The organism is Kineothrix sp. IPX-CK (genome assembly GCF_039134705.1).
GTDB lineage: Bacteria > Bacillota > Clostridia > Lachnospirales > Lachnospiraceae > Kineothrix > Kineothrix sedimenti.
The window spans coordinates 923420-948381 of the sequence record NZ_CP146256.1; the positions used below are offsets into that span (position 1 = coordinate 923420).

The 24962-nt window shown below is 44.8% G+C and carries 30 protein-coding genes; 29 read left to right on the forward strand and 1 reads right to left on the reverse strand.

Annotated elements, in window-relative coordinates:
• Positions 1-24: 24 nt before the first annotated feature.
• From V6984_RS04295 to rhaD, 15 genes are all read left to right on the forward strand, one after another.
• The gene (locus V6984_RS04295) at positions 25-855 is read left to right on the forward strand and encodes a transketolase (RefSeq protein ID WP_342758573.1); all 831 of its coding nucleotides are present in this window, start codon (positions 25-27) and stop codon (positions 853-855) included.
• Positions 848-1780 (forward strand): transketolase family protein, encoded by a 933-nt coding sequence (locus tag V6984_RS04300; protein WP_342758574.1) that lies wholly within the window; start codon positions 848-850, stop codon positions 1778-1780. The genes V6984_RS04295 and V6984_RS04300 overlap by 8 nt, the downstream gene beginning before the upstream one ends.
• The gene (gene glpK, locus V6984_RS04305; RefSeq protein ID WP_342758575.1) at positions 1780-3258 is read left to right on the forward strand and encodes a glycerol kinase GlpK; all 1479 of its coding nucleotides are present in this window, start codon (positions 1780-1782) and stop codon (positions 3256-3258) included. Before V6984_RS04300 ends, glpK begins: the two co-directional genes overlap by 1 nt.
• 96 nt (positions 3259-3354) lie before the next feature.
• The gene (locus tag V6984_RS04310; RefSeq protein ID WP_342758576.1) at positions 3355-4428 is read left to right on the forward strand and encodes a D-ribose ABC transporter substrate-binding protein; all 1074 of its coding nucleotides are present in this window, start codon (positions 3355-3357) and stop codon (positions 4426-4428) included.
• A gap of 227 nt (positions 4429-4655) precedes the next feature.
• On the forward strand, positions 4656-5285 hold the full coding sequence (locus V6984_RS04315) for a DUF2291 domain-containing protein (protein ID WP_342758577.1): 630 nt from the start codon (positions 4656-4658) through the stop codon (positions 5283-5285).
• An 18-nt stretch (positions 5286-5303) separates the two neighbouring features.
• Positions 5304-6845: a sugar ABC transporter ATP-binding protein gene (locus tag V6984_RS04320; RefSeq protein ID WP_342758578.1), complete on the forward strand. Its 1542-nt coding sequence runs from the start codon at positions 5304-5306 to the stop codon at positions 6843-6845.
• A gap of 15 nt (positions 6846-6860) precedes the next feature.
• Positions 6861-7907: an ABC transporter permease gene (locus V6984_RS04325; RefSeq protein WP_342758579.1), complete on the forward strand. Its 1047-nt coding sequence runs from the start codon at positions 6861-6863 to the stop codon at positions 7905-7907.
• A gap of 18 nt (positions 7908-7925) precedes the next feature.
• Positions 7926-8327, forward strand: a complete 402-nt coding sequence (gene rbsD, locus V6984_RS04330; RefSeq protein WP_342758580.1) for a D-ribose pyranase — start codon at positions 7926-7928, stop codon at positions 8325-8327.
• Between the two features lie 143 nt (positions 8328-8470).
• Entirely contained in the window at positions 8471-9280 is an 810-nt protein-coding gene (locus tag V6984_RS04335; protein ID WP_342758581.1) for a hypothetical protein, read from the forward strand.
• Positions 9281-9349: 69 nt separating this feature from the next.
• Positions 9350-10027, forward strand: coding sequence for a polysaccharide deacetylase family protein (locus V6984_RS04340; RefSeq protein WP_342758582.1), 678 nt, complete (start codon positions 9350-9352; stop codon positions 10025-10027).
• A gap of 89 nt (positions 10028-10116) precedes the next feature.
• On the forward strand, positions 10117-11856 hold the full coding sequence (locus V6984_RS04345; protein ID WP_342758583.1) for a methyl-accepting chemotaxis protein: 1740 nt from the start codon (positions 10117-10119) through the stop codon (positions 11854-11856).
• 14 nt (positions 11857-11870) lie between these two features.
• Positions 11871-12833 (forward strand): AraC family transcriptional regulator, encoded by a 963-nt coding sequence (locus tag V6984_RS04350; protein WP_342758584.1) that lies wholly within the window; start codon positions 11871-11873, stop codon positions 12831-12833.
• A gap of 107 nt (positions 12834-12940) precedes the next feature.
• Positions 12941-14368: a rhamnulokinase gene (rhaB, locus tag V6984_RS04355; RefSeq protein ID WP_342758585.1), complete on the forward strand. Its 1428-nt coding sequence runs from the start codon at positions 12941-12943 to the stop codon at positions 14366-14368.
• Positions 14365-15624 (forward strand): L-rhamnose isomerase, encoded by a 1260-nt coding sequence (locus V6984_RS04360; RefSeq protein WP_425324228.1) that lies wholly within the window; start codon positions 14365-14367, stop codon positions 15622-15624. Before rhaB ends, V6984_RS04360 begins: the two co-directional genes overlap by 4 nt.
• Positions 15625-15657: 33 nt before the next feature.
• Positions 15658-16482: a rhamnulose-1-phosphate aldolase gene (rhaD, locus tag V6984_RS04365; protein ID WP_342758586.1), complete on the forward strand. Its 825-nt coding sequence runs from the start codon at positions 15658-15660 to the stop codon at positions 16480-16482.
• Between the two features lie 197 nt (positions 16483-16679).
• Here rhaD and V6984_RS04370 read toward each other — a convergent pair whose 3' ends face one another.
• A complete protein-coding gene (locus V6984_RS04370) occupies positions 16680-17912 on the reverse strand; it encodes a GNAT family N-acetyltransferase (protein WP_342758587.1) in 1233 nt (410 codons plus the stop codon).
• Positions 17913-18283: 371 nt separating this feature from the next.
• On the opposite strand from V6984_RS04370, the gene V6984_RS04375 reads away from it, so the two are divergent.
• The 14 genes from V6984_RS04375 to rplX all read left to right on the forward strand — a co-directional run bounded on the left by V6984_RS04375 (position 18284) and on the right by rplX (position 24955).
• Complete coding sequence (locus tag V6984_RS04375) at positions 18284-18481, forward strand: hypothetical protein (protein WP_342758588.1); 198 nt, start codon at positions 18284-18286, stop codon at positions 18479-18481.
• 98 nt (positions 18482-18579) lie between these two features.
• Positions 18580-18897 (forward strand): 30S ribosomal protein S10, encoded by a 318-nt coding sequence (gene rpsJ / locus V6984_RS04380; protein ID WP_016293508.1) that lies wholly within the window; start codon positions 18580-18582, stop codon positions 18895-18897.
• Between the two features lie 193 nt (positions 18898-19090).
• A complete protein-coding gene (gene rplC, locus V6984_RS04385) occupies positions 19091-19774 on the forward strand; it encodes a 50S ribosomal protein L3 (protein ID WP_342758589.1) in 684 nt (227 codons plus the stop codon).
• A 31-nt stretch (positions 19775-19805) separates the two neighbouring features.
• The gene (rplD, locus tag V6984_RS04390) at positions 19806-20462 is read left to right on the forward strand and encodes a 50S ribosomal protein L4 (RefSeq protein WP_342758590.1); all 657 of its coding nucleotides are present in this window, start codon (positions 19806-19808) and stop codon (positions 20460-20462) included.
• Positions 20462-20761, forward strand: a complete 300-nt coding sequence (rplW, locus tag V6984_RS04395; RefSeq protein ID WP_342758591.1) for a 50S ribosomal protein L23 — start codon at positions 20462-20464, stop codon at positions 20759-20761. The genes rplD and rplW overlap by 1 nt, the downstream gene beginning before the upstream one ends.
• Before the next feature lie 226 nt (positions 20762-20987).
• Positions 20988-21830 carry a 50S ribosomal protein L2 gene (gene rplB / locus V6984_RS04400; protein ID WP_342758592.1) on the forward strand — a complete coding sequence of 281 codons (843 nt, stop codon included), beginning with the start codon at positions 20988-20990 and terminating at the stop codon, positions 21828-21830.
• Between the two features lie 40 nt (positions 21831-21870).
• Positions 21871-22152, forward strand: a complete 282-nt coding sequence (rpsS, locus tag V6984_RS04405) for a 30S ribosomal protein S19 (RefSeq protein ID WP_342758593.1) — start codon at positions 21871-21873, stop codon at positions 22150-22152.
• A gap of 16 nt (positions 22153-22168) precedes the next feature.
• A complete protein-coding gene (gene rplV, locus V6984_RS04410; RefSeq protein WP_342758594.1) occupies positions 22169-22573 on the forward strand; it encodes a 50S ribosomal protein L22 in 405 nt (134 codons plus the stop codon).
• Between the two features lie 12 nt (positions 22574-22585).
• Positions 22586-23263: a 30S ribosomal protein S3 gene (gene rpsC / locus V6984_RS04415; RefSeq protein ID WP_342758595.1), complete on the forward strand. Its 678-nt coding sequence runs from the start codon at positions 22586-22588 to the stop codon at positions 23261-23263.
• Positions 23263-23703 carry a 50S ribosomal protein L16 gene (gene rplP / locus V6984_RS04420; RefSeq protein WP_342758596.1) on the forward strand — a complete coding sequence of 147 codons (441 nt, stop codon included), beginning with the start codon at positions 23263-23265 and terminating at the stop codon, positions 23701-23703. The genes rpsC and rplP overlap by 1 nt, the downstream gene beginning before the upstream one ends.
• Positions 23690-23899 (forward strand): 50S ribosomal protein L29, encoded by a 210-nt coding sequence (gene rpmC, locus V6984_RS04425; RefSeq protein WP_031390946.1) that lies wholly within the window; start codon positions 23690-23692, stop codon positions 23897-23899. Before rplP ends, rpmC begins: the two co-directional genes overlap by 14 nt.
• Positions 23900-23936: 37 nt before the next feature.
• Positions 23937-24191: a 30S ribosomal protein S17 gene (gene rpsQ / locus V6984_RS04430; RefSeq protein WP_425324229.1), complete on the forward strand. Its 255-nt coding sequence runs from the start codon at positions 23937-23939 to the stop codon at positions 24189-24191.
• A gap of 51 nt (positions 24192-24242) precedes the next feature.
• Positions 24243-24611 carry a 50S ribosomal protein L14 gene (gene rplN, locus V6984_RS04435; protein ID WP_342758597.1) on the forward strand — a complete coding sequence of 123 codons (369 nt, stop codon included), beginning with the start codon at positions 24243-24245 and terminating at the stop codon, positions 24609-24611.
• A gap of 11 nt (positions 24612-24622) precedes the next feature.
• Positions 24623-24955, forward strand: a complete 333-nt coding sequence (gene rplX / locus V6984_RS04440) for a 50S ribosomal protein L24 (RefSeq protein WP_342758598.1) — start codon at positions 24623-24625, stop codon at positions 24953-24955.
• The last annotated feature ends 7 nt before the right edge of the window (positions 24956-24962 follow it).

Here is a 24962-nt window from a genome sequence, read left to right on the forward strand (position 1 = left end):
TAAAAAGAAGGGAATGGAAAACGTATGGAAAATTTAAAGGCATTATCCTATGACCTGAGAAAGGACGTAGTCGATATAATCATCGCCGGAAAGGGCGGACATATCGGCGGAGACATGAGCGTATTAGATATCCTGTCAGAATTGTATTTTGAGCAGATGAATGTCAGCCCTGAAAATTTCGAAGATCCGAATAGAGACCGTTTTGTAATGAGCAAGGGACATTCCGTAGAGGCATTATATGCAGTTTTGTCAAAAAAGGGGTTTTTTCCGATAGAGCAAGTCATCAATGAATTTTCGAAATTCGGCTCGAAGTTTATCGGGCATCCCAATAATAAACTTCCCGGAATCGAAATGAATTCCGGTTCTCTGGGACATGGGCTTCCGGTATGCGTGGGCATGGCCCTGGCAGGAAAAATGGACGGACAAAGCTACCGTGTTTACACGGTAATGGGTGACGGGGAACTGGCGGAGGGCTCCATATGGGAAGGTGCAATGGCTGCAAATCAATATAAGCTGGATAATCTATGCGCGGTGGTGGACAGAAACCGCCTGCAGATTTCCGGAAATACGGAGGATGTCATGGCTCACGACAGCCTGGAAGTAAGATGGAGTGCATTCGGATGGCACGTAATAACGGCAAACGGAAATGATTATAAAGAGCTTAGGAAAGCATTTGAAGAAGCGAGAAGTACAAAAGGAAAGCCCAGCGTTATCATTGCCAATACCATAAAAGGCTTTGGCTCCGAGGTTATGGAAAATAAGGCGAATTGGCATCACAAGCTGCCGAGTGCAGAAGAATATAAGATGATAGTTAATGACTTAGCAATCAGAAAGGAGGAGGCTCTTCATGAATAAAATACCAAATCGCCAGGCTATCTGCGAAGTATTAATGGAAAAAGCAGCGAAGGATAAGGATATCGTCGTATTGTGCAGCGATTCCAGAGGAAGCGCTTCGCTGGTACCATATGCACAGGAATTCCCGGAGCAGTTTGTAGAAGTGGGGATTGCGGAGCAGAACCTTGTCAGTATTGCGGCAGGACTTGCAAAGTGCGGAAAAAAGGCATTTGCAGTATCTCCGGCCTGTTTCTTATCCACAAGAAGTTATGAGCAGACGAAGGTTGACTGCGCATATTCCGATACTAATGTGACGCTGGTAGGCATCAGCGGAGGCGTGAGCTATGGTGCACTGGGAATGAGCCATCATTCGGCACAGGATATTGCAGCGATGTCCGCGATTCCCAATATGAGAGTCTATCTGCCCAGCGACAGGTTCCAGACAAAGCACTTAATAGATTCTCTGCTTTTAGACGAGAAAACTGCATACATCCGCGTGGGGAGAAATCCGGTGGAAGATGTCTATGAGGAAGAGAACTGCCCTTTTGAGATGAATAAAGCAACCCTTTTGACGGAAGGCTCAGATGCTGCTATTGTTGCCTGCGGAGAAATGGTGAGGCCGGCACTGGATGCGGCGATGCTCTTGAAGGAGCAAGGTATTTATGTATCGGTACTGGATATGTACTGCGTAAAACCAATCGATAGAGAAGCAATAATAAGAGCTGCCAAAAACGCAAAGGTAATAATCTCCGTAGAGGAGCATTCGCCGTTTGGCGGGTTGGGCTCTATGGTTAGCCAGATAGTTTCGGAGGAATGTCCGAAAAAGGTGATCAATCTGGCACTTCCGGATGCACCGGTAATTACGGGAACCTCGAAAGAGGTATTCGATTATTATGGACTGAATGCGCAGGGCATCGCTAAGACGGTGAAGGAGAATTTGTCATAATGGCGGAATATATACTTGGGATCGATCAAAGCACCCAAGGCACCAAGGCCCTGTTGTTCGATCAAAGGGGAGAAATTCTTTGCAGAACGGACTTGTCCCATAAGCAGATGATAGATGATAAGGGCTGGGTAGAGCATGACCCGAAGGAAATATATGCCAACACAGTGCAGGCAGTAGAAAATCTGGTGGAAAAGGCGGGAGTGGAAAAGGGAGGAATTAAAGCTATCGGCATCAGCAACCAGAGAGAAACCGCACTTGTTTGGGATAGGATTACGGGAGAACCGATCTACAATGCTGTGGTGTGGCAGTGCGCAAGGGGCGCTAAGATTTGTGAGGAAATTGAGAAGGATGGGCATGCGGATATGATCCGCTCCCGTACCGGGCTTAAACTGTCTCCTTATTTTTCGGCGGCGAAAATCTCGTGGATACTTAAGAATGTCCCATATGCTATGGAAAAAGCAGAAAAAGGAGAGTTATGCTGCGGGACGATGGACAGCTGGCTGGTATACCGGCTTACCGGAGGGAAGGTTTTTAAGACGGATTATTCCAATGCATCCAGAACTCAGCTTTTTAACATACGGACGCTTTCGTGGGATGAAGAGATATGCGGCCTGTTTGGGATTCCAATCTGTGCTCTGGCGGAGGTCACCGATTCGGACGGAGATTATGGCGCTGTCGATTTTGATGGATTTTTAAAACAAAAGGTAAGTATCAGAGGTGTGATGGGAGATTCCCATGGAGCTTTATTCGGGCAAGGCTGTCTGAGCAAAGGAATGATAAAGGCTACTTATGGAACGGGATCTTCTATCATGATGAATATCGGGGATACTCCTATTTTCAGCAAAAGCGTTGTGACATCCCTGGCCTGGGGAATGAGCGGTAAAATAAATTATGTTCTGGAAGGGAATATTAACTATACGGGCGCAGTAATTTCATGGCTGAAGGATGACCTTCAAATGATAAGTGACCCTGGAGAGACGGGAGAGCTTTCTGAAAAAGCAAATAAACAGGATACGACCTATATTGTCCCCGCTTTTACGGGACTTAGCGCTCCGTACTGGGACAGCGAAGCGAGAGCAGTGATATGGGGAATGTCGAGGACTACGAAACGGGCAGAGATCGTAAAAGCGGGATTGGAAAGCATCGGATATCAGATTACCGATGTGATACAGGCAATGAGCCGGGAATCGGGCATACCAATCGAAGAGCTTCGTGCGGATGGGGGACCTGCCCATAATATATATTTGATGCAATTTCAAAGTGATATGGCGGGAATTCCTGTAAAAGTGCCGTCGGCAGAGGAACTGTCGGGCATAGGAGCCGCGTATGCGGCAGGCATCGCCGCAGGAATCTACAAAAAAGAAGATATATTTCATGGAATGGAGAGAAGGATTTTTTCACCCTCGATGGAAAAAGAGGAAAGGGAAAAAAAGTATAACGGCTGGAAAACTGCTGTTTCCCATGTGCTTACCAAATAACATGAGATTTCCGGGCGAAGCCCGTAATCTAGGCCGCTTCATATGAGAAGGACGGCTGTATAAATAAAACTATATATTTATCAAGGAGGACAAGAAATGAAGAAGAAAATGTTAGGAGTATTACTGAGTGCAGCAATGGCTGTAACCATGTTGGCAGGCTGCGGAGGATCAGCTGCAACAGAGGCGCCGGCGCAGGCACCGGCGGAAACTGAGGCACCGGCACAGGAACAGGCGCCGGCAGAAGAACAGACAGAAACTACCGAAGAGAGCGCAGAAGCGACCACAGAGGTTCTTCCAGGGGGAGGTTCCAATATTATTTATATTATCACGCCTTCACATTCCAATCCGTTCTTCAAGACGGAAGCGGATACGGCAAGCGCAAAAGCGACGGAATTAGGTTATGAAGTAAAGGCTGCATCACATGATGATGACCCTACAAAGCAGTTAGAGCTGTTCGATAATGCCATTGCGGATAAAGCGGCGGCAATTATCTGTGATAATGCAGGAGCGGATGCTACGGTAGAAGCAGTTCAGAAAGCGCGAGATGCGGGAATTCCTACTTTCTTGATCGATCGGGAAATTAATCAGGAAGGCGTTGCTATTTCCCAGATCGTTGCAAATAACTATCAGGGAGCAAAAGCGATTGCAGAAGCCTGGGTGGAAGCTATGGGCGAAGAAGGCAAATATGCTGAGTTGTTGGGCAAGGAATCCGATACCAATGCAGGTGTTCGATCGGCAGCTTTCCATGAAGTAATCGACCAGTATGATACCTTGGAGTGCGTAGCGGTTCAGACTGCAAACTGGGAGCAGACACAGGGATATGAAAAGACAGAGACTATCCTGCAGTCTAATCCGGAGATAACCGGTATTATCTGCGGCAACGACACGATGGCAGTAGGAGCGGCAGAGGCTTGCGCGGCAGCAGGCAGAAGCGATATCAAGATTATCGGCGTGGATGGTTCTGACGAAGCAGCGGCTTTAATTAAGGAAGGCAAGATGACGGGTACCGCCCTTCAGCAATGCGCTCTTATCGCGGAAATGGCAGTAGAGCAGGCTGATAAATACTTAAAAGAAGGAACTACGGGATTGGAAGAAAAACAATTGGTAGATTGCCTTGCAATTACGGCAGATAACGTTGCCAATTTAAAAACATTCGTATATTCCGAATAGCATTCATGATGGGGTATCGGAAGCCGAAAGGCTTCTGATAGCTCCCATTTTATCCTTATTTTAATACCATCGATTGACGAGATCTTACACGCGCTGAACCATATGATCTGCCTTTATCCGACCGTGTGAGACCTTGTCAATTGATGGTAGTATAGTTTTGGTAATGGTTTGGCAAATCAGGCTGGTAAACCGGCCTTAAGTATAAAATGATAAGACAGGAGAGCGCCATGAAAAGGAGATTAATATCCCTAGCTATCGTAAGTGTTCTGGTAATCACGACTATGACGGGGTGCGTAAAGGTCGTAAAAAACGGTGAAGAAGGAAAGTATACCGGTAAAGTCGAGTTCAATGCCGGTGAAAGCGTTTCCGGTTTGTGGGAAAGTGCGCAGGCGAATATTGAAGAAAATGCATTAGACATCGTTGCCATGCTGACCGAAGCGAACGGTGATTTGAAATCGCTTGCCTCCAAATATGCCGAGGGAAAAACAGGAAGCATCAGCTATGCGGTAAAAGGAAGCGGCACGGTATTAGAGGTAAATCAGGAGAAGAAGGCAGGATATATGACGGTTAAGCTGGACGGCTATGACGGACCGGAAATTATAAAGCTCCAGATAGGAAGCATTTACAAAGGCTCCTCTACGAGAGATGCTCTGGACATCATCGACTTCGGAGATTATACCAACCAGGAGGAATGGGCAGCGATTTCCAAGGAACTGCATTCCATGATCGACAGCAATGTAATTCAACCTGCGAATCCTGCAGAGCTTACCGGAAAATCCATAGACTTCATAGGTACTTTTACGGAAAATGGAAACGAAGAGTTGTTGATTACACCGATAAAACTAACCGTAAAATAAAGGCAGGAGGTATTCGGTATGGCAAATATGTGTAAAGAGGGAGTCTGTTTTCATGCAGAGGACGTCAGTAAAATATATCCCGGTACAAAGGCATTGGATCACGTGGATTTTGATCTGCTTACGGGAAAAGTAAACGTATTGATCGGTGAAAACGGTGCCGGTAAATCTACGCTTATGAAGCTGATCGCCGGGATCGAACAGCCCAGTGAGGGAACTCTCTATATGGGTGAGGAAGAAGTCCGTTTTAAGGATACGACAGAAGCGAGAAAGTATGGAATCGGCATTATTCATCAAGAGCTGAATCTATTTCCCAACCTTCCGGTTTTTCAGAATATTTTTATGGCGAAGGAAAAGAAAAAAGGGCTCGGAATGGATAATAAATTCCATAAAGAGCAATCGGAAAAGATTCTGGCAAGATTGGAATACCCCATCCCGGTGGAGACCCTGGTAGGGGATCTTAGGGTGGGACAGCAGCAGATGATAGAGATTGCGCGCAATCTCATAGAAGATGATTTGAAGATATTGATTATGGATGAACCTACTTCGTCGCTTTCAGAGCAGGAGGTTCAGGTTCTCTTTAAGATTATGAGGGAGTTGACGGCGCAGGGAATCTCCATTGTATACATATCTCATCGGTTAGAGGAAATTATGCAGATAGGAGACCATGTAACCATCCTTCGGGATGGCAAATATGTGGCAGATGCCGACGTCTGTGATATAGATGTACCGTGGATTGTCAAGCAGATGACCGGGGAAGGAAAGTCCTATCCTAAGAAAGACAGGGAAATCGACTGGACAAAACGGGAAAATGTACTGGAAGTCAAAGGACTGACACTGCCGAAAAGCGGTGGCGGTTACTTGCTTAAAGATGTAAGCCTTGAGCTGAAAAAAGGAGAAATCCTTGGCATTTACGGATTGATGGGAGCAGGGCGTACTGAGGTTTTCGAGTGCATCATGGGACTTAGGCCTGAGCATACCGGAGATATGTATCTTGAGGGCAGGAAGATGGATATCAAGTCCATTTCCGGTCAGATTGACAGAGGCTTTGCGCTCGTTCCGGAGGACCGTCAGCGGGAGGGGCTGGTGCAGACGATGGATATCGGACGAAACTGCTCGTTGTCTGCGCTCAAAAATTATACGAAATATGGCTTTGTGGACTTTAAAAAGGAAAATGAAATGGTGGAATCCCAGATAAAGGATATCCATATCAAGGTGGCGGATAAAAGGCTTCAGATTCTGTCCCTGTCCGGAGGAAATCAGCAAAAGGTCGTTATAGGAAAGGGTATTTTGACAAATCCTGAAATTCTGTTAATGGATGAGCCCAGCAGAGGAATCGATATCGGTGCAAAGACAGAGGTATTCGATATCATCAATCAATATGCGGAGCAGGGACTTTCTATTATTGTTATTTCCTCTGAGCTAAAGGAAATTATCTCGATCGCGGACCGTGTAATCGTACTATCGAATGGAATTAAGACGGGCGAATTGAGCGGAGAGGAAATCCGGGAAGAGGCATTAGTGCTGGCGTCTTATAAAGGCCACCACGATCAACAATCGTAAAAAGGAGATATGGAGATGAGTTCGAATAGAAAAAGTTCCAACAGTACGTTGGTAATGACTTTGTTAAAGGGAAGAACCTTTATTGTACTAATTGTTTTGCTGGCCTTCTTCTGCGTGGCGGCAGACAACTTTTTAAGCATGAATACAGCGCTTTTGATTGGAAAGCATGTCGCATTGTACGGGATTCTGGCAATTGGAATGACCTATGTTATCATTACGGGAGGCATTGATTTATCGGTAGGAGCAATTGTAGGCCTTTCGGGTATGGTGGCAGGCGGGCTGATTCAGAACGGCCTGGCGCTGAATGCTTTTGGAGTGACCTTATATTTCAGTGTTCCGGTAATTGTTGCTATTTCCATTTTACTGGGGGCGCTGATCGGTATCATCAATGGTATTATCATCACGAGATTTCGAGTGGCTCCCTTCATAGCCACCCTGGGTATGATGTATATGGCGCGCGGATTTGCGAATATTCATTCGTCGGGAGCTACCTATTCCGATTTAAAAGGGTATGAAGGACTTGGAAATCAGGGATTTAGGTTTTTTGGTTCCAGTGTGTTCGGAATTCCGGCAGGACTTTTGATTCTGATTATTCTGGCACTTATTTTCGCGGTACTTCTCAAGAAAACATCGTTTGGATGGCATGTGTTCTCTATCGGCGGAAATGAGAAGGCGGCAAAACTGTCCGGCGTTAAGGTAGACCGGGTGAAAATTCTTGTATATATGATTTCCGGTATCTGCTCTGCGGTAGTCGGTATTATCGCCTCTGCCCAGTTGGCTGCAGCAACCCCGAAAACAGGAGAATCGTGGGAAATGAATGCGATTGCAGCAGCCGTATTAGGCGGAACATCCATGGCGGGCGGTATTGGAACCATTGGCGGTACGATTGTAGGCGCGTTCGTTATCGGTGTTATCAACGACGGTATGGTTATGTGCGGAGTGTCTGAATTCTGGCAGATGGTAATCAAAGGTATGGTAATTATTTTAGCCGTAATCATTGACCAGTTCCAAAGGAATCTCCAGGCCAAGATGGCGTTAATGGCTCGTAACGAGAGCAAGTAAACAGCGGGGAATGGTGCTATGAAGAAAAGCGGAATTATAAATGCGCAGCTCGCAGGCTATATCGCCGCGCTTGGACATATGGATACATTTATGGTAGGGGATGGAGGAATGCCGATTCCTCCGGGGATTCCGATTGTGGATCTGGCACTCTGCGGAGGCGTTCCTACCTTCGTTCAGACTCTTGATGCCATATTGGAAGAAACGGAAGTGGAATTTTATACGATTGCGAAAGAAATCGAAGACAAGAATCCTGTACTTTTATCCTATATCCAGGATAAGCTAAATGAAATAGAAGGAAGGAAAATACCCCATACGGAATTGAAGGAAATGTCAAAGCATGTAAAATTTGCAGTCCGTACGGGAGAATTTACGCCCTATCCGAACATTATACTGCGCGCGGGAGTCGCTTTCCCCGCGTAGTATATATAAATGCAGTAATATGAGGATGATACACATACCTTCCGCCTGGCGGAAGGTATGTCTTTTTTTATTTAAAAAAGAGTGGTATTATGAACAAGTGTATTATTTATATAATATTCTGTGTGAAAAGGAGAATCCTCTAAATGAAAAAAATAGTACTTTTTGTTTTTTTTATATCTTTATGTGTGGCACTTGCCGCCTGCGGCAACAGCCAGGAAATAAATATAGATGATAATAGTGAAAATTCATCTCTTCCGGCCTCGCCATCGGTAACAGACACACCGTCAGAACCTGATATACCTGCCGATAATATTGACGATATGTATCATGCATATTTTACTGCACTTGAAGACCTGGTCCAAAACCATATATTCCCTGACGGCATTGACGCAGGCGAACCGCTGGGTGATATGTCCGAGAATAAGTTTGCCGTTTATGACGTGGATAATGATGGAAAAGAAGAGCTTATAATATTGTATTCCGCCACAATTACTGCGGGGATGGCAGGATATGTATTTGCCTATGACGATGAGACTGGAGCACTACAAACGGAACTGAATGAGTTTCCGTCGCTGACTTTTTATAATAACGGTACCGCCAAGGCATTATGGTCGCATAATCAGGGACGTGCCGGTGATTTTTGGCCATACAGCCTATATCAATACAATCTGGATTCGGATAGTTATGTACTGGTTGGCATGGTGGATGCATGGGACAGAAACTTTCCGGGAACGGACACACAAAATAATCCGTTTCCAAGTGATATAGATAAAAGCGGGACGGGATTTGTCTACTATATCATGGAAGACGGACAATATGATGACACGCACCCGGTAGATGCATCCGAATACAATGAGTGGGTCAACGTTTATATTGGAGACGCTTCGGAAATCTCAATCCAGTATATGGACTTGACGGAAGAAAACATCGCGCAGATAAAAAATGGATTATGAAGGGGAAAGTGATTTTGATGAGAGCAATAAAAATATTAATATAAAAATCTGAAATGGTGGTGAAAACATATGTGGAACGAAAAAAAGAAAGCCGTTACTTTCAGTTATGACGATGGTGTAACGCAGGACAAACGACTTACAGAGCTGTTCAATTACTATCGGGTAAAATGTACCTTTAACCTGAACAGCGGATTACAAAGCTATGCGTCCTCATGGGACAATAATGGTCTTACCATTCATCGCATGAATACCTTAGAGCTCCCTGAATTATATAATGGTCACGAAATAGCAGTTCACTGTCTGACTCATGCCAACCTGATCGAATGCGATGTAGATACCATTTATAATGAAGTCTATATGGACAAACAGAATCTGGAAAGAATATTCGGCCGGAGCATGAACGGAATGGCATACCCCTTCGGCACTTACAACGATGCGATAGCCGAAGTCCTCAAAAGGTGTGGCATTCAATATTCAAGAACAGTAGAAAGCTCAAAAAACTTTGCTATCCCTCAGGATCTTCTTAGGCTAAAGCCCACCTGCCATCACGATGATACAGATGTAATGACACTGATCGATGACTTCCTGAATCTCGAATCAGAAGCCCCTCAGCTTTTTTATATCTGGGGTCATAGCTATGAATTCGATATTAATAATAATTGGAATCGAATGGAGAAAATTCTGGATAAGCTTGCAGGAAAAGAAGAAATATTCTACGGAACAAATGCTCAGACCCTGCTATATTAACATAAATTAAGCAAGCTACTTGTTTTTTGCTACGTTACATTCTATAATCCTATCTGAATACTAAAGAAAAAAGTCATTGGAGGCAATCTATGAAAAGCAGAAATGCAAAACCAAAGATGCTGAAGGACAAAATCCTGTTTACCGTAAGAATTATTCTGATAAGTACCATCGCAGAGCTTACTGTGCTTGCAGGAATTTTCCTTTTTGCAGCGTATGAAACGTCAATAAACGAAAAAGAACAAGCCTTTGATATGGAAATCAAGGCAGCGACAGACAGCCTGATGAGTGTGCTGGAAGTGAACTATAAGCGCTATGAGGATGGTCAGATTACCGAGGAAGAGGCCCTTGAGGCTGCGAAAACAATCGTCCGTGACACCCGTTATAACGGCGGAGAAGGTTACTTTTGGGCGGACATGGCGGATGGATTGTGCGTCGTGCACATGAATCCCGATTATGAAGGTACCTTTCGGTTAGACGCTACCGACTTAAAAGGCGAATATTATATACAAAATCTAATAAATGCTGCCGATGACGGAACGCAATACACAGAGTTTTATTTTACCAAACCCGGAGAAGACGGTATGTTTCAGAAAAGGGCGTACACTGTTAAATTCGAACCTTATGGCTGGTATATCAGCACCGGCAACTATTATGATGACATCGATCAGGAAATTATGAAGCTGAAGATGCGCCGGATCGTAGCTGTTGCATTTCTCGTTCTCGTCAGTGCCGTCAGCATGATAATAGGAACCAAGCGGCTGAAAAAGGTCATTGTCAAGATAACCCAGCCCCTGACCACAGTTACCGATCGTTTACATCTTTTGTCGCAGGGAGATGTACATACGTCTGGTGTCGGCAATATAACGGAAATGGATGAAACGGGAATACTGGCCGCAGCTGAAAGCAGCCTGATCAGCCAGCTGCGAATCATTGTGGAGGATATATCCGTCAATCTTATGAAGATTTCCACCGGCGATTTGCGCGTAAATACCGCGCAGGGCTATGTGGGCGATTTCGTGCCCATTCAGGAATCGATAAAGGACATTACCGCTTATCTTAATGAGGTGCTGCTCTCTATCAATCAGGCTTCGGGGCAGGTGAAAAACGGTGCCGGAGAGGTATACAGCATGTCCAGGACACTGGCGGAAGGCGCTACCGAGCAGGCAGGCATTATTGAAGAGCTGTCCGTATCCCTGGATGAAATCTCTGCTCATGTGGAAAAAAATACGGAAAGTGTCGAAAAGGCCTCGGATTATATCATACAAATAATTGAAAAAGCCCGCGAAGGCAATGAGAAGATGAAAAATCTTCTGATTTCCATGGAAAACATCGAGAATACTTCGCAGCAAATAAGCGGAATCAACAAGGCTATCGGAGCGATAGCGTCCAAAACAAACCTGTTGGCTCTGAACGCAGCCATCGAATCCGCCCGTCTGGGGACACAAGGACAAGGGTTCGCTGTGGTGGCGGAGGAAATGCGGCAGCTGGCAGCCCAATCCCAGGAGGCGGTAAAGGAAACGGAAATCTTGATCAACACCTCATTGGAGGCGGTCGTCGTAGGGTCTGCCAATACGGCAGAGACTGCATCGGAGCTTGAAAGCATGACCGGAATGATAGAGCGCTTTAAAGACATCATGAAGGAAATCGATGCCGAGAGCAGGCAGCAGAATAAGGAATTGAAGCAGATTACAGGAGGTATCGGACAGATATCCGGCATCGTCCAGAGCAATGTAGCTGCGGCGGAAGAATGCTCCGCTTTCAGCGATGATTTGAATACACAGTCAGGATTACTTTTTGATAACATTGATAAATTTATTCTTTCAGAATAGGACGCCGGGTATCTATGACAAAGGAACTTCTATCTCAATTAAAGAAAATCACTCCGGAAGAAGAACGTCTTCTTTCGGGGGAACCGGAAATTGAAAAAGAGCTGTACATGTCCTCCGAAACGGATACCATCGATTCCAGGAAGCTGTTAGAGGCGGGCAAGCTGATTCAGGTGCGCACCCATACCCGGTTTGTGCATTTTCCTAAACATAAGCACAACTATATCGAGGTGATTTATATGTGCTCCGGCTCCACTCACCATGTAGTAAATGGTGAGGATGTGCAGCTTGAGCAGGGCGAGCTGCTGTTTTTAAACCAGAGTGCCACACAGGAGATATATCCGGCAGGGGAGGATGACATTGCAGTCAACTTTATCATCATCCCCGAATTCTTCGATTCCGCTCTCAAGATGATGGGTGCGGAGAAGAACCTGCTCAGAGATTTTGTCATCGACTCCCTGCGGGGGGAAAACGGCTCTTCCGGTTATCTGCATTTCAAGGTGGCTGATATACTCCCGATACAGAATCTGGTGGAAAATTTAATATGGACTATCGTAAACAGACAGTCCAACAAACGGAGCATCAATCAGGCTACCATGGGCCTCTTGTTCCTTCAATTGATGAATCACATGGACAAGCTGGAAACCGACGAAGGCAGCGGGCAGCAGAGGCTGATCATTACGGTCTTAAGCTATATCGAGGAGCACTATAGAGACGGAGAGCTGACACAGCTGGCAAACAGCCTGCACTACGATTTTTACTGGCTGTCCAAGGAAATAAAAAAACGCACGGGCAAGACCTATACGGAATTAGTTCAGACAAAAAGACTGAATCAGGCGGCGTATCTTCTTAGAACCACCTCCATGTCGATCATGGACACCGCCATGGCAGTGGGCTATGATAACGTCAGCTATTTTCACAGAATCTTTCAAAGACAGTTTGGGGTTACGCCGAGGACCTATAGGATGAATGGCAAATAAGGACACTTTTTTGAACAAAAGGTGTTCTTTTTTATTGCGAAAAAAGAAGATAAGATAAAGTCATAATCCATGGTCTTATTTTTTGGAAGAAAGGAGTCGTATGACAAATGGAGCAATATTATCTGGCGATTGACATTGGTGCATCCAGCGGGCGGCATATATTGGGCCGCAAAGAAGGGGAAAGGATGGTCTTGGAGGAAATCCACCGCTTCCCGAACGGAATGACAGAAAAGAACGGAGAGCTTGTTTGGGATGTAGACGGTTTGTTTGCGGAAATTAAAGCGGGAATGAAAAAGTGTGCGGTACAAGGCAAGATTCCGGTAAGCGTAGGAATCGATACGTGGGCGGTGGATTTCGTTCTCTTGGATGAAGAAAATAAGAGAATTGGCAATGCGGTGGCTTATAGGGATGCAAGGACGAGGGGAATGGACGATGAGGTCTATCGAATCGTACCGGAAGAAGAGCTTTATAGGAGGACAGGAATCCAGAAGCAGATATTCAATACAGTATATCAGCTTATGGCGCTGAAAAAAAGGCAGCCGCAGCAGCTTGCAAAGGCGAGAAAGCTGTTAATGATTCCCGACTATTTTCACTATTTGCTCACGGGAACAGCAGCAGCAGAATACACCAACGCAACTACGACGCAGCTTGTAGGCCCCGAGACGAAGACTTGGGATATGGAGCTGATAAAAAGGCTTGGATATCCCGAAGAAATATTTCAAAGGATAAAGACTCCCGGCACGATGCTGGGCAACTTGACGGAAGATCTGCAAAAGGAGCTGGGCTATGACTGCAAGGTAATCCTTCCGGCAACTCATGATACCGGCTCGGCAGTGATGGCAGTGCCGAGCGGTAAAGAGGATGTCCTCTATATCAGCTCCGGTACTTGGTCGTTAATGGGAACGGAACTAATGCGGGCGGATTGCTCCGAAGAAAGCAAACTGCACAATCTTACCAACGAGGGGGGCTACGACTTTCGTTTTCGATATTTGAAAAACATAATGGGGCTTTGGATGATTCAGTCTGTGAAGAAGGAAATCGGGCAGAACATGGACTACGGGACGATCTGCAGACTTGCCTCCGAAGAAACGATTGCCTCTCTCGTGGATTGCAACGAAGAACGCTTTCTCTCACCGGCCAGCATGACGGCAGAGGTGCAGCATGCCTGCAGGGACTCAGGGCAGGAGGTGCCGGAAGGAATCGGACAGACAGCAGCGGTGATCTATAATAGTCTGGCTGAGTGTTATGCGAGGACCATCGGGGAGATCGAGGAAATCACGGGAAAGCAGTATGATAGGATTCACATTGTGGGCGGAGGTGCGAATGCAGGATATCTGACCGGCCTCACCGCCAAAGCGACCAAGCGTACTGTCATCGCCGGACCGATAGAAGCTACCGCTATCGGTAACATCGCGGCCCAGATGATAGCCGGAGGAGAACTGAGGGATTTGAAAGAGGCGAGGGAGTGCATCTATCGTTCGTTCCCGATGGAAATATATAACAAAAATATAGATAACAGAAAGGATAATAAATGATGACAAATAAGGAAAGATATGAATCGGCAAAAGAAATGTACAAGGGAATCGGTATAGATACCGATGCGGCCATTGCGAAACTAAAAAATATTCCAGTATCCCTACACTGCTGGCAGGGGGACGACGTTACCGGCTTCGATCATGAGGGGCCGCTGACCGGAGGGATCCAGACTACCGGTAATTATCCAGGAAAGGCGAGGACACCGCAGGAGCTTATGGATGACATGGATCAGGCAATCCGCCTGATGCCCGGCAAAAAGAAGCTGAATCTTCATGCATGTTATGCTATTTTTGAAAAAGGCGAATATGCGGACCGCGATAAACTGGAACCGAAGCACTTTGCGAAATGGGTGGAGTTTGCCAGGGAAAGAAATATGGGTATCGACTTCAACCCTACTTTCTTCTCCCATGGAAAAGTGAAGGATAGCCTGACCTTATCCAGTCCGGATGAGGCTACGAGAAAGTTCTGGATCGACCATGGAAAAGCATGTATCCGCATTTCGGAATATTTTGCAAGGGAGACCGGCGTACCCTGCGTCATGAACATATGGATCGGAGACGGCTATAAGGACGTGCCTGCCGACCGCATGGGACCGAGGATGCGTTACAAAGACTCTATTGAGCAGATTTTATCGGAGCCCTATGACAGGAACCTCGTAAAGCCTTGTGTGGAATCCAAGGTGTTCGGAATCGGTGTGGAATCTTACACTGTTGGCTCCGGGGAGTTCACATTGAGTTTTGCCGCGACCCATGAAGGCTGCCTGCCATTAATGGATAACGGGCATTATCATCCTACGGAAGTGGTATCCGACAAGATTCCTGCATTGCTATGCTATTATCCGGAAATCGCCTTGCACATCACGAGGCCGGTCCGCTGGGACAGCGATCACGTCGTACTGTTTGACGATGAGACCAGGGAGATGGCCAAGGAAATCGTCCGCTGTGAGGGCCTTGACCGCGTATATATGGCGCTGGATTACTTCGATGCCAGCATTAACCGTGTAGCGGCATGGACAGTGGGCTTTAGAAGCTGGCAAAAAGCTCTGTTAAGCGCACTTTGTACGCCTAATGAAGCATTGCGAGGGCTTCAGGAGGAAAACTGTCTGACGGAGCTTATGATAATGCAGGAGGAACTGAAGACCTATCCTTTTGGAGATATATGGGCAGAATATTGCAGACAATGCGGCGTACCTGCGGATAAGAGCTGGTTTGAAGATATAGAGAAATATGAGGCAGAAGCATTGATGCACCGTTAGAATAATTAATATTAAATATGCGGAGGAATGAATATGAGATTTTTAGATGAAGAATTTGTACAAGGATTTATCCGTATGGCAAATGACGGATGGAGACAAGGCTGGCATGAAAGAAACGGTGGAAATCTTTCCTACCGTGTCAGGTCTGAAGAAGTAGCTAAGATAAAGGGAAATTTTCAAACAGGGGAATGGCGGTCTACAGGCACTAGAGTGCCAGATCTGGCAAAAGAATTCTTTTTAGTAACAGGAAGCGGAAAATATTTCAGAAATATCATTTTAAGGCCGGAAGATTCCATTTGCATGATTGAACTGGATGATAAGGGAGAGAAATATCGTATTGTATGGGGGCTCGTAAATGGCGGCACGCCTACCTCCGAGCTGGCCTCCCACCTGATGAATCACGAGGTGAAGAAGCTCACATCAGATGACAGCTACCATGTGATTTATCACGCCCATACCACCAATGTTATTGCATTGACCTTTGTATTGCCCTTAAGGGATGAGGTGTTTACGAGAGAACTGTGGGAGATGGCAACGGAGTGTCCAGTAGTATTCCCTGACGGAATTGGTATTGTGCCATGGATGGTTCCGGGTGGAAGAGATATTGCGGTAGCGACGAGTAAATTGATGAAGGAATATGATGTGGCTATATGGGCCCACCACGGAATGTTTACGGCAGGTGAGGACTTCGATTCGACCTTCGGACTGATGCATACAGTAGAAAAATCGGCAGAGATTCTGGTAAAGATGCTATCTATGAGGTCTAACAAATTGCAGACAATTCAACCTGATGAATTTAGAAGTCTTGCCAAAGCTTTCAAGGTAACTTTGCCAGAAAAATTTTTATATAAAAAATAGTAATCTAACCCTCTTTATCTGACACTTCTTTGAACGCTCCACCTTGTATGCCGCAAAGTGGAGCGTTCAGCCCAGTACAAGCAATTTCCCCCTGCAAGTTATAAACTTAATTTGTAGAGGAGGCAAGTGTTTAAGTTTAATATTCGGTTTATCTTTATGTCCGGAAAACACGGCATCGCCAGGACTGACGTTTAGAATTAGAAATAAGTAGCGATATGTACCGCCTTTTTATAGAACACCCTGGAAATATCCGTCATATCCCCATATATAGTTACCCCTTCCCACAGAGGAACAGTATTTGTATCATGCCCGCCTGTAATCAGTGCGGAGAACGCCGATATAGGAAGCGCGATGTCAGGCGCTTCCTTGCCTTTGGCAATTTCCTTACATTTTCCGTCTCGGAAGGTAACAGTGAACACTCCACTGTTCTGCGATATAAAGGGATCTGAGATTTCTATAGACAGCTCTCCGTTTCCAATATACCGGGCATCCTGCAGAACCTTTTCTACATTGATAACACGAACCATGCCCCCTGGAATCGAATTACAGCTTACCGCACCCATAGACCATTCCGGCATGACTTGTTCAAGAGGCATGTCCTCGGGAAGAGAGAAACTGATATGACGGTAGTCGGCTGCAAAGCTTTTTGCAAGCGTCAGTAGCCCTTGCAGTCCCTCCTTATTAATATAGAAGAAACGGCTGCATTCTATCGACCTGTGCTCCGGGGAAATATCGCATTTAAAAGTCATAAAACCAAGCGCCTCCCCCTTTTTGGAACGGTACACGTAGGTAAATACCTGATCTTTAAAAGGATTGGCGGTCTCGATAAAGCGATAATCGTAATCCATATCCTCCACCATCATGTTATACTTTTCCAGCCAACTCCTATATATAAGCGGAATATCTCTCATAGCATCGGTTTTCGTATGCTGCTCCAGCAAATGACATGCACCGGATATTAGATAAGCCGGAATATGAGACAGGGCGATACGATACGAATGCCGTTTACAACATATTTCATAACCAAATTTCCTATAATAAGAGGTAGAGAAGGGGTATAAGTAGGAAAAAGCGGCTCCCTGCTCATACATATAAGGAAGTGAGGTAGAAAAGCAGGCACGAATTCCGCCCCTTTTCCGGTATTGGGGAAGAGTAGCTACTCCTCCGATTCCGGTCATCTTCTCCTTATGACCGTCGAAGCGGATCTCAAAGGGCTGTACGATAAAACAGCTCATCATAGTCTTGTCGTCGTCCTCAAAGGCGGCAAACCGCTCCAGACAATGTTCCTGTTCCCTGCTTTCAGGAGCGCTTATATATTTCTGATATAATTCCATAGGTGTTTCTTCATTATTATAAGAAGAATCGAAAGAAACAGAGAACAATTCTTCCGTGCGTTTTACTTCCTCAGGTTTGATCTTTCTGGTTATCAAAGTATTACCTCCGTTAAAATTTTGTTGTTTGCTTCTGATACTTACGGATTGTTACGCACTTTGTGCTCCCACAATCCTAAAAACATTCGAAATCCGCCCTAATAGGGCTACTTTCTCATGTTTTGCGTGTCCCAAGGTCATATGTTTTCATGGAAGCATAAAACATATGACCCTTTTGACCCTATCATCGTTTGATAAGGTCTTACACGCCCTTATCCGACCGTGTGTGACCTTGTCAAACGATGATAGTATCATTATATAATATTTTATACTGCTGAGTAGGTATTTTTTTGTGAAAAATGGCCTTAGAATGGTCATTTTAAAAAAAATTAAAAAAATTTAAAAAAGTACTTGAAACATGAGGAAACATCATGTATACTACTTATTGCTGTGGCATGATAGCAATGAAGCGTGAGGTTGCTGCCGAAAGGCAGGTTTTCCGTGGAGCGAATGTCAAGAGAGCCGGATATAAGCGGCTTAGGAAACTGACGACAAGTCACTGTACAGATAATATGGTCTACGTAGAAGATAATCTTCTGACAGCAACGTGGAAACGACGTGTGAGATAGTCCGATGAGTGAGAAACTTTAGGACACACACGGGAGAGTGTACAGTCACCGCTTGTCGTACTTAAATTAAAAAGTGCGAAAAGGAGGCGACTTTTTTTATGGCAAGTCAAGTAATGAGAATCACATTAAAAGCTTACGATCATCACCTGGTTGATGCATCTGCCAAAAAAATCATTGAAACAGTTAAGAAAAACGGATCACAGGTAAGCGGACCGGTACCCCTTCCCACCAAAAAGGAAGTAGTTACTATTCTTAGAGCGGTTCACAAGTACAAGGATTCCAGAGAGCAGTTCGAACAAAGAACTCACAAGAGACTGATCGATATCATTACCCCGACACCCAAGACAGTTGATGCGCTGCAGAGACTCGAGATGCCGGCTGGTGTATATATTGACATCAAGATGAAAAACAAATAATTTTCATCGCAAGCAGACAAATAAGACCCCTACTAGTATGCAAAGTTTCGATAAGGAACTAGGCCGCTGTAGAATAAAATGTAACTTTCAAGGCCAAAACATAGCGCCAAATATGCGCTTTCCGCATATTTTGTGCGCATCGCGAAGCGATAACTGTGAAGGCACTGAACAGTTATAAACAGGAGGTAAAGAAATGAAAAAAGCTATTTTGGCTACGAAAGTCGGAATGACTCAAATCTTCGATGAGAACGGTTCCCTGATTCCGGTAACGGTACTTCAGGCAGGACCTTGCGTTGTAACACAGATCAAGACAGAAGAGAACGATGGTTACAAAGCAGTACAGGTTGGCTTTGCTGACAAGAAAGAAAAAATTGTTAACAAAGACAAGAGCGGCAAAAAAGAAGTGGTTCACAGACATGGCGTGAATAAAGCGATGAAAGGTCACTTTGACAAGGCTGGCGTACCCGGTAAGAGATATGTGAGAGAATTCAAGTTCGAGAATTCTGAGGAATACGCACTCGGCAACGAAATCAAAGCGGACATTTTTGCGATAGGAGATAAAGTAGATACATCTGCAATCTCAAAAGGTAAAGGCTTCCAGGGTGCGATCAAGAGACACGGACAGCACAGAGGACCTATGACACATGGTTCCAAATTCCATCGTCACCAGGGTTCCAACGGCGCATGTTCTTCTCCGAGCCGCGTGTTCAAAGGAAAAGGAATGCCCGGACACATGGGCTGCGTAAGAGTTACGGTTCAGAATCTTGAGATAGTAAGAGTAGATGCAGACAAGAACCTGCTTTTAGTAAAAGGTGCAGTTCCGGGACCTAAGAAAGCTTTAGTGACAATAAAAGAAACCGTTAAGGTTGAAGCATAAGCCTGAAACGGGTGAAAGGAGGACCATTCAGATGGCAAACGTATCTGTTTATAATATGGAAGGCAAAGAAGTTGGTAAAATCGACTTAAACGATGCGGTATTCGGCGTTCAGGTCAATGAACATCTGGTACACATGGCAGTCGTACAACAGCTTGCAAATAATCGTCAGGGAACACAGAAAGCAAAGACACGTGCAGAAGTTTCCGGCGGCGGAAGAAAACCTTGGAGACAGAAGGGAACGGGTCATGCAAGACAAGGTTCCACAAGATCTCCCCAGTGGACCGGAGGCGGCGTAGTGTTCGCACCCGTTCCGAGAGACTATTCTTTCAAGATGAACAAGAAAGAGAAGCAGGCGGCACTCAAGTCTGCGCTTACGAGCAGAGTAGAAGGCAACAAATTGATTGTTGTAGATGAACTGAAACTGGACGGAATCAAGACGAAAGAGTTCAAAAAAGTTCTCGATAACTTGGGCGTAAGCAAAGCTTTAGTGATTACTGGAACAATTGATAATAACGTAATCTGTTCGGCAAGAAACATCCCTGCTGTTGCGACCTCTTATGTAGCGATCGACAAAGCAGGAGAAATCAAAGATGTTCTGAGCACGATTAATGTTTATGACATTATGAAATATGGTACCGTTGTTCTTACAAAAGAAGCGGTAGCTAACATTGAGGAGGTGTACGCATAATGGCAGCGATTCAATATTATGATGTAATCCTCAAACCGGTTGTAACCGAGAAGAGTATGGCTGGTATGAGCGAAAAGAAATACACGTTTTTGGTTCATACAGAAGCGAACAAGACACAGATTAAAGAAGCTGTTGAGAAAATGTTCGAAGGAACAAAGGTTAAGAAAGTTAACACCATGAATTTGGATGGAAAGACGAAAAGACGCGGAAACACTTACGGAAAAACTTCTAAAGTGAAGAAAGCGATCGTTCAGTTAACGGAAGACAGCAAAGATATCGAAATCTTCGCAGGACTTTAAGAATAAAGTTTTCTGATAGTTTTTGAAGAAATAATACAAGTAACATTAAATCGAAGAAGTAACGTTAAAAGTATGCGATAGGCATTTGGGAACCCGTTAGTTCCCACACCGCGTTACTCGCACGAACGCCGCAGGAGAGTCCGGTATGGGTGCTGAATTCAGCCGCCAGACATGCGCCGTCCATGCTCAGCCTACCGCGCGACTCATTAGTAAAGGAGAAAAAATCATGGGAATTAAGACATACAACCCATATACACCTTCCAGAAGAAATATGACCGGCTCTGATTTCGCTGAGATTACAAAGACAACTCCTGAAAAGTCTCTTTGTGTTTCTTTGAAAAAGAATGCAGGACGTAACAATCAAGGTAAAATCACAGTAAGACACCATGGTGGTGGTTCCAGAAGAAAATACAGAATTATCGACTTCAAGAGAAATAAAGATGGTATTCCCGCAACGGTTGTAGGTATCGAATATGATCCTAACAGAACGGCAAATATCGCGCTCATCAGCTATGCAGACGGCGAAAAGGCGTATATCATCGCTCCTGAAGGATTGACGGACGGCATGACCGTAATGAACGGTGCTCAGGCCGAGGTAAGAGTAGGTAATTGCCTGCCGCTATCAGGAATTCCTGTCGGTACTCAGATTCACAACATCGAATTATATCCGGGCAAAGGCGGACAGCTCGTTCGTTCTGCCGGAAACAGCGCACAGTTAATGGCAAAAGAAGGCAAATACGCAACACTGCGTCTTCCTTCAGGCGAAATGAGAATGGTGCCGATTAACTGCAGAGCGACCGTTGGCGTTGTAGGAAATGTTGACCATAGCCTTATTAATATCGGTAAAGCAGGACGTAAGCGCAACATGGGTATCCGCCCTACGGTTCGCGGTTCTGTTATGAATCCTAACGACCATCCGCACGGTGGTGGTGAAGGTAAGACCGGTATCGGACGTCCGGGACCGTCTACACCTTGGGGCAAACCTGCACTCGGCTTAAAGACGCGTAAGAAGAAAAAAGCATCCAACAAGTTGATTGTAAGAAGAAGAGATGGCAGGAGCATAAAGTAATGAAGACTACTTTATGCCGTTAAAATAAGGAGGAAGAATAATGGCTAGATCACTTAAAAAGGGACCATTTGCAGACGAGAGCTTACTGAGAAAAGTAGATGCTATGAATGCAGCAGGACAAAAACAAGTTGTTAAGACTTGGTCTCGTCGTTCTACAATTTTCCCTTCATTTGTGGGACATACAATTGCAGTTCATGACGGAAGAAAGCATGTTCCCGTATATGTAACGGAAGATATGGTTGGCCACAAGCTCGGTGAGTTTGTTGCTACCAGAACCTATAGAGGTCACGGTAAGGACGAAAAGAAATCAAGAGTAAGATAAGAAGGAGGTAATATCCATGGCAAAAGGACATAGATCCCAAATTAAAAGAGAGAGAAATGCGCAGAAAGATATCAGACCTTCAGCTAAGTTATCTTACGCTAGAATCTCTGTTCAGAAAGCATGTTTCGTACTCGATGCTATCAGAGGCAAAGATGTGAACACGGCGCTCGCTGTTTTGGAATACAATCCCAGATATGCTTCAGGCGTTGTTAAGAAATTATTGGAATCAGCTATCGCTAATGCTGAGTATAAGCACAGTCAGGATCCGACAAAATACCCGAATCCGGAGAATCTTTATGTGGCAGAATGCTTCGCTAATAAAGGTCCTACAATGAAAAGAGTAAAACCGAGAGCACAGGGAAGAGCTTACAGAATCGAAAAGAGAATGAGCCACATCACTGTTGTGCTCGATGCAAAGTAGAAAGGAGTAAACATGGGACAGAAAGTTAATCCTCACGGCTTAAGAGTCGGCATTATAAAAGAATGGGATTCCAAATGGTATGCTGATGCTGAATTTTCAGACTTCTTAGTGGAAGATTACAACATCAGAAAATTCCTTAAAAAGAAATTATACAGTGCCGGAATCTCCAAGATTGAGATCGAAAGAGCATCCGACCGAGTAAAGGTTATTATTTATACTGCAAAACCGGGCGTTGTTATCGGTAAAGGCGGTGCAGAAATCGAAATAACCAAACAAGAGCTTGCCAAGCTGACAAACAAGAAAGTTTTAGTAGACATTAAAGAAATCAAGAGGCCCGACAAAGATGCGCAGCTTGTTGCGGAGAACATTGCGCAGCAGCTTGTGAATCGTATATCCTTCAGACGTGCGATGAAATCCTGCATGGGAAGAACCATGAAATCAGGAGCGCTTGGAATCAAGACCTCTTGTTCAGGACGTCTCGGCGGTGCGGATATGGCTCGTACGGAGTTCTACAGCGAAGGAACTATTCCGCTTCAGACTTTGAGAGCAGACATCGATTACGGCTTTGCAGAAGCTGATACAACTTACGGTAAAGTTGGTGTTAAAGTATGGATTTACAAAGGTGAGGTACTTCCTACTAAGAACAAAAACGAAGAAAAGGTATCTTCGGAGGAAGGGAGCGATAAATAATGTTAATGCCTAAAAGAGTAAAACGTCGTAAACAGTTCCGTGGTTCCATGGCAGGAAAAGCAACCCGCGGTAACAAGATCACTTACGGTGAGTATGGTATCGTAGCATTAGATCCATGTTGGATTAAATCTAACCAGATCGAAGCGGCCCGTGTCGCTATGACCCGTCACATCAAACGTGGCGGTAAGGTTTGGATCAAGATTTTCCCCGATAAGCCAGTAACAGCGAAACCAGCAGAAACACGTATGGGTTCCGGAAAAGGTTCCCTGGAATACTGGGTAGCGGTTGTTAAGCCCGGACGTGTAATGTTTGAGATCTCCGGTGTACCCGAAGATATAGCAAAAGAAGCATTACGTCTTGCAACACATAAGCTTCCATGTAGATGTAAAATTGTTTCTAAAGCAGACTTGGAAGGCGGTGTATCAAATGAAAACCAATAAGTATGTAGAAGATTTAAATACGAAATCAGCTACAGATTTAGCACAGGAATTAGTAGCTGCTAAAAAAGAACTTTTCAATTTGAGATTCCAGAACGCAACAAATCAGTTAGACAACACAGCTAGAATCAAAGACGTGAGAAAGAATATTGCCAGAATTCAGACTGTTATCACACAGAAAGAAAAAGCTGCGAAGTAATATAAGTCGGCTGACAGATTAGAAAGGAGAATCAATCGTGGAAAGAAATAATAGAAAAACACGTACTGGCAAGGTTACCAGTAACAAAATGGAAAAAACAATCGTTGTTGCTATTGAAGACCATGTAAAGCACCCTCTTTATAACAAGATTGTAAAGAGAACTTATAAATTGAAAGCGCACGATGAGAATAACGAATGCAACATCGGCGACACAGTAAAAGTGATGGAAACGAGACCGTTGTCAAAGGACAAAAGATGGAGACTTGTGGAAGTTATCGAAAGAGCAAAATAGAACAATTTCGCTGCGGCGAAGTGTTGTAATAGTTTTGGAAGGAGAATTAGCATGATTCAGCAAGAAAGCAGACTTAGGGTTGCTGATAATACTGGCGCAAAAGAAATCCTTTGCATCAGAGTTATGGGCGGATCCACAAGAAGATATGCGAATATCGGCGATATCATCGTTGCCAGCGTAAAAGATGCAACACCCGGTGGCGTTGTGAAAAAAGGTGATGTGGTAAAGGCTGTAGTTGTTCGTACTGTAAAAGGCGCTCGTCGTAAAGACGGTTCTTATATTAAATTTGACGAGAACGCTGCTGTTATTATCAAAGATGACAAGACTCCGAGAGGAACCCGTATTTTTGGACCAGTAGCAAGAGAGCTTCGTGAGAAACAGTTTATGAAAATCGTTTCTTTGGCTCCTGAAGTATTATAGGAGGTGTCTTAATGTCAACAGTGAAAATTAAAAAAGGTGATACTGTAAAAGTAATCGCCGGTAAAGACAATGGTAAAGAAGGAAAGGTCGTTTTAGTAGATGCAAAGAACGGCAAAGTGTTAGTAGAAGGCGTGAATATGATCACAAAGCATACGAAACCCTCTGCAAACAATCAGAACGGCGGAATCGTTCAGAAGGAAGCAGCTATTGATTTATCTAATGTAATGTATGTTCACAAAGGTAAGCCTACCAGAATTGGTATCCAGAGAACAGCAGATGATAAGCGTCCGGGCAAGACCAAAGCGGTTCGCGTAGCTAAATCAACGGGCGAAGTTATTGATTAATTCTAAG

Excerpts from the sequence above, each read along its gene's own strand:
- V6984_RS04295 (WP_342758573.1), top strand. The coding sequence starts at position 25 with ATGGAAAATTTAAAGGCATTATCCTATGACCTGAGAAAGGACGTAGTC.
- rplN (WP_342758597.1), top strand. The coding sequence starts at position 24,243 with ATGATTCAGCAAGAAAGCAGACTTAGGGTTGCTGATAATACTGGCGCA.
- V6984_RS04345 (WP_342758583.1), top strand. The coding sequence starts at position 10,117 with ATGAAAAGCAGAAATGCAAAACCAAAGATGCTGAAGGACAAAATCCTG.
- rplV (WP_342758594.1), top strand. The coding sequence starts at position 22,169 with ATGGCAAAAGGACATAGATCCCAAATTAAAAGAGAGAGAAATGCGCAG.
- V6984_RS04320 (WP_342758578.1), top strand. The coding sequence starts at position 5,304 with ATGGCAAATATGTGTAAAGAGGGAGTCTGTTTTCATGCAGAGGACGTC.
- V6984_RS04310 (WP_342758576.1), top strand. The coding sequence starts at position 3,355 with ATGAAGAAGAAAATGTTAGGAGTATTACTGAGTGCAGCAATGGCTGTA.
- rplX (WP_342758598.1), top strand. The coding sequence starts at position 24,623 with ATGTCAACAGTGAAAATTAAAAAAGGTGATACTGTAAAAGTAATCGCC.
- V6984_RS04315 (WP_342758577.1), top strand. The coding sequence starts at position 4,656 with ATGAAAAGGAGATTAATATCCCTAGCTATCGTAAGTGTTCTGGTAATC.
- rplB (WP_342758592.1), top strand. The coding sequence starts at position 20,988 with ATGGGAATTAAGACATACAACCCATATACACCTTCCAGAAGAAATATG.
- rpsS (WP_342758593.1), top strand. The coding sequence starts at position 21,871 with ATGGCTAGATCACTTAAAAAGGGACCATTTGCAGACGAGAGCTTACTG.
- V6984_RS04360 (WP_425324228.1), top strand. The coding sequence starts at position 14,365 with ATGATGACAAATAAGGAAAGATATGAATCGGCAAAAGAAATGTACAAG.
- rpsC (WP_342758595.1), top strand. The coding sequence starts at position 22,586 with ATGGGACAGAAAGTTAATCCTCACGGCTTAAGAGTCGGCATTATAAAA.
- rplP (WP_342758596.1), top strand. The coding sequence starts at position 23,263 with ATGTTAATGCCTAAAAGAGTAAAACGTCGTAAACAGTTCCGTGGTTCC.
- V6984_RS04300 (WP_342758574.1), top strand. The coding sequence starts at position 848 with ATGAATAAAATACCAAATCGCCAGGCTATCTGCGAAGTATTAATGGAA.
- rplD (WP_342758590.1), top strand. The coding sequence starts at position 19,806 with ATGGCAAACGTATCTGTTTATAATATGGAAGGCAAAGAAGTTGGTAAA.
- glpK (WP_342758575.1), top strand. The coding sequence starts at position 1,780 with ATGGCGGAATATATACTTGGGATCGATCAAAGCACCCAAGGCACCAAG.
- V6984_RS04325 (WP_342758579.1), top strand. The coding sequence starts at position 6,861 with ATGAGTTCGAATAGAAAAAGTTCCAACAGTACGTTGGTAATGACTTTG.
- rhaB (WP_342758585.1), top strand. The coding sequence starts at position 12,941 with ATGGAGCAATATTATCTGGCGATTGACATTGGTGCATCCAGCGGGCGG.
- rpsJ (WP_016293508.1), top strand. The coding sequence starts at position 18,580 with ATGGCAAGTCAAGTAATGAGAATCACATTAAAAGCTTACGATCATCAC.
- V6984_RS04340 (WP_342758582.1), top strand. The coding sequence starts at position 9,350 with ATGTGGAACGAAAAAAAGAAAGCCGTTACTTTCAGTTATGACGATGGT.
- rbsD (WP_342758580.1), top strand. The coding sequence starts at position 7,926 with ATGAAGAAAAGCGGAATTATAAATGCGCAGCTCGCAGGCTATATCGCC.
- rplW (WP_342758591.1), top strand. The coding sequence starts at position 20,462 with ATGGCAGCGATTCAATATTATGATGTAATCCTCAAACCGGTTGTAACC.
- rpmC (WP_031390946.1), top strand. The coding sequence starts at position 23,690 with ATGAAAACCAATAAGTATGTAGAAGATTTAAATACGAAATCAGCTACA.
- V6984_RS04335 (WP_342758581.1), top strand. The coding sequence starts at position 8,471 with ATGAAAAAAATAGTACTTTTTGTTTTTTTTATATCTTTATGTGTGGCA.
- rplC (WP_342758589.1), top strand. The coding sequence starts at position 19,091 with ATGAAAAAAGCTATTTTGGCTACGAAAGTCGGAATGACTCAAATCTTC.
- V6984_RS04375 (WP_342758588.1), top strand. The coding sequence starts at position 18,284 with ATGTATACTACTTATTGCTGTGGCATGATAGCAATGAAGCGTGAGGTT.
- V6984_RS04350 (WP_342758584.1), top strand. The coding sequence starts at position 11,871 with ATGACAAAGGAACTTCTATCTCAATTAAAGAAAATCACTCCGGAAGAA.
- rhaD (WP_342758586.1), top strand. The coding sequence starts at position 15,658 with ATGAGATTTTTAGATGAAGAATTTGTACAAGGATTTATCCGTATGGCA.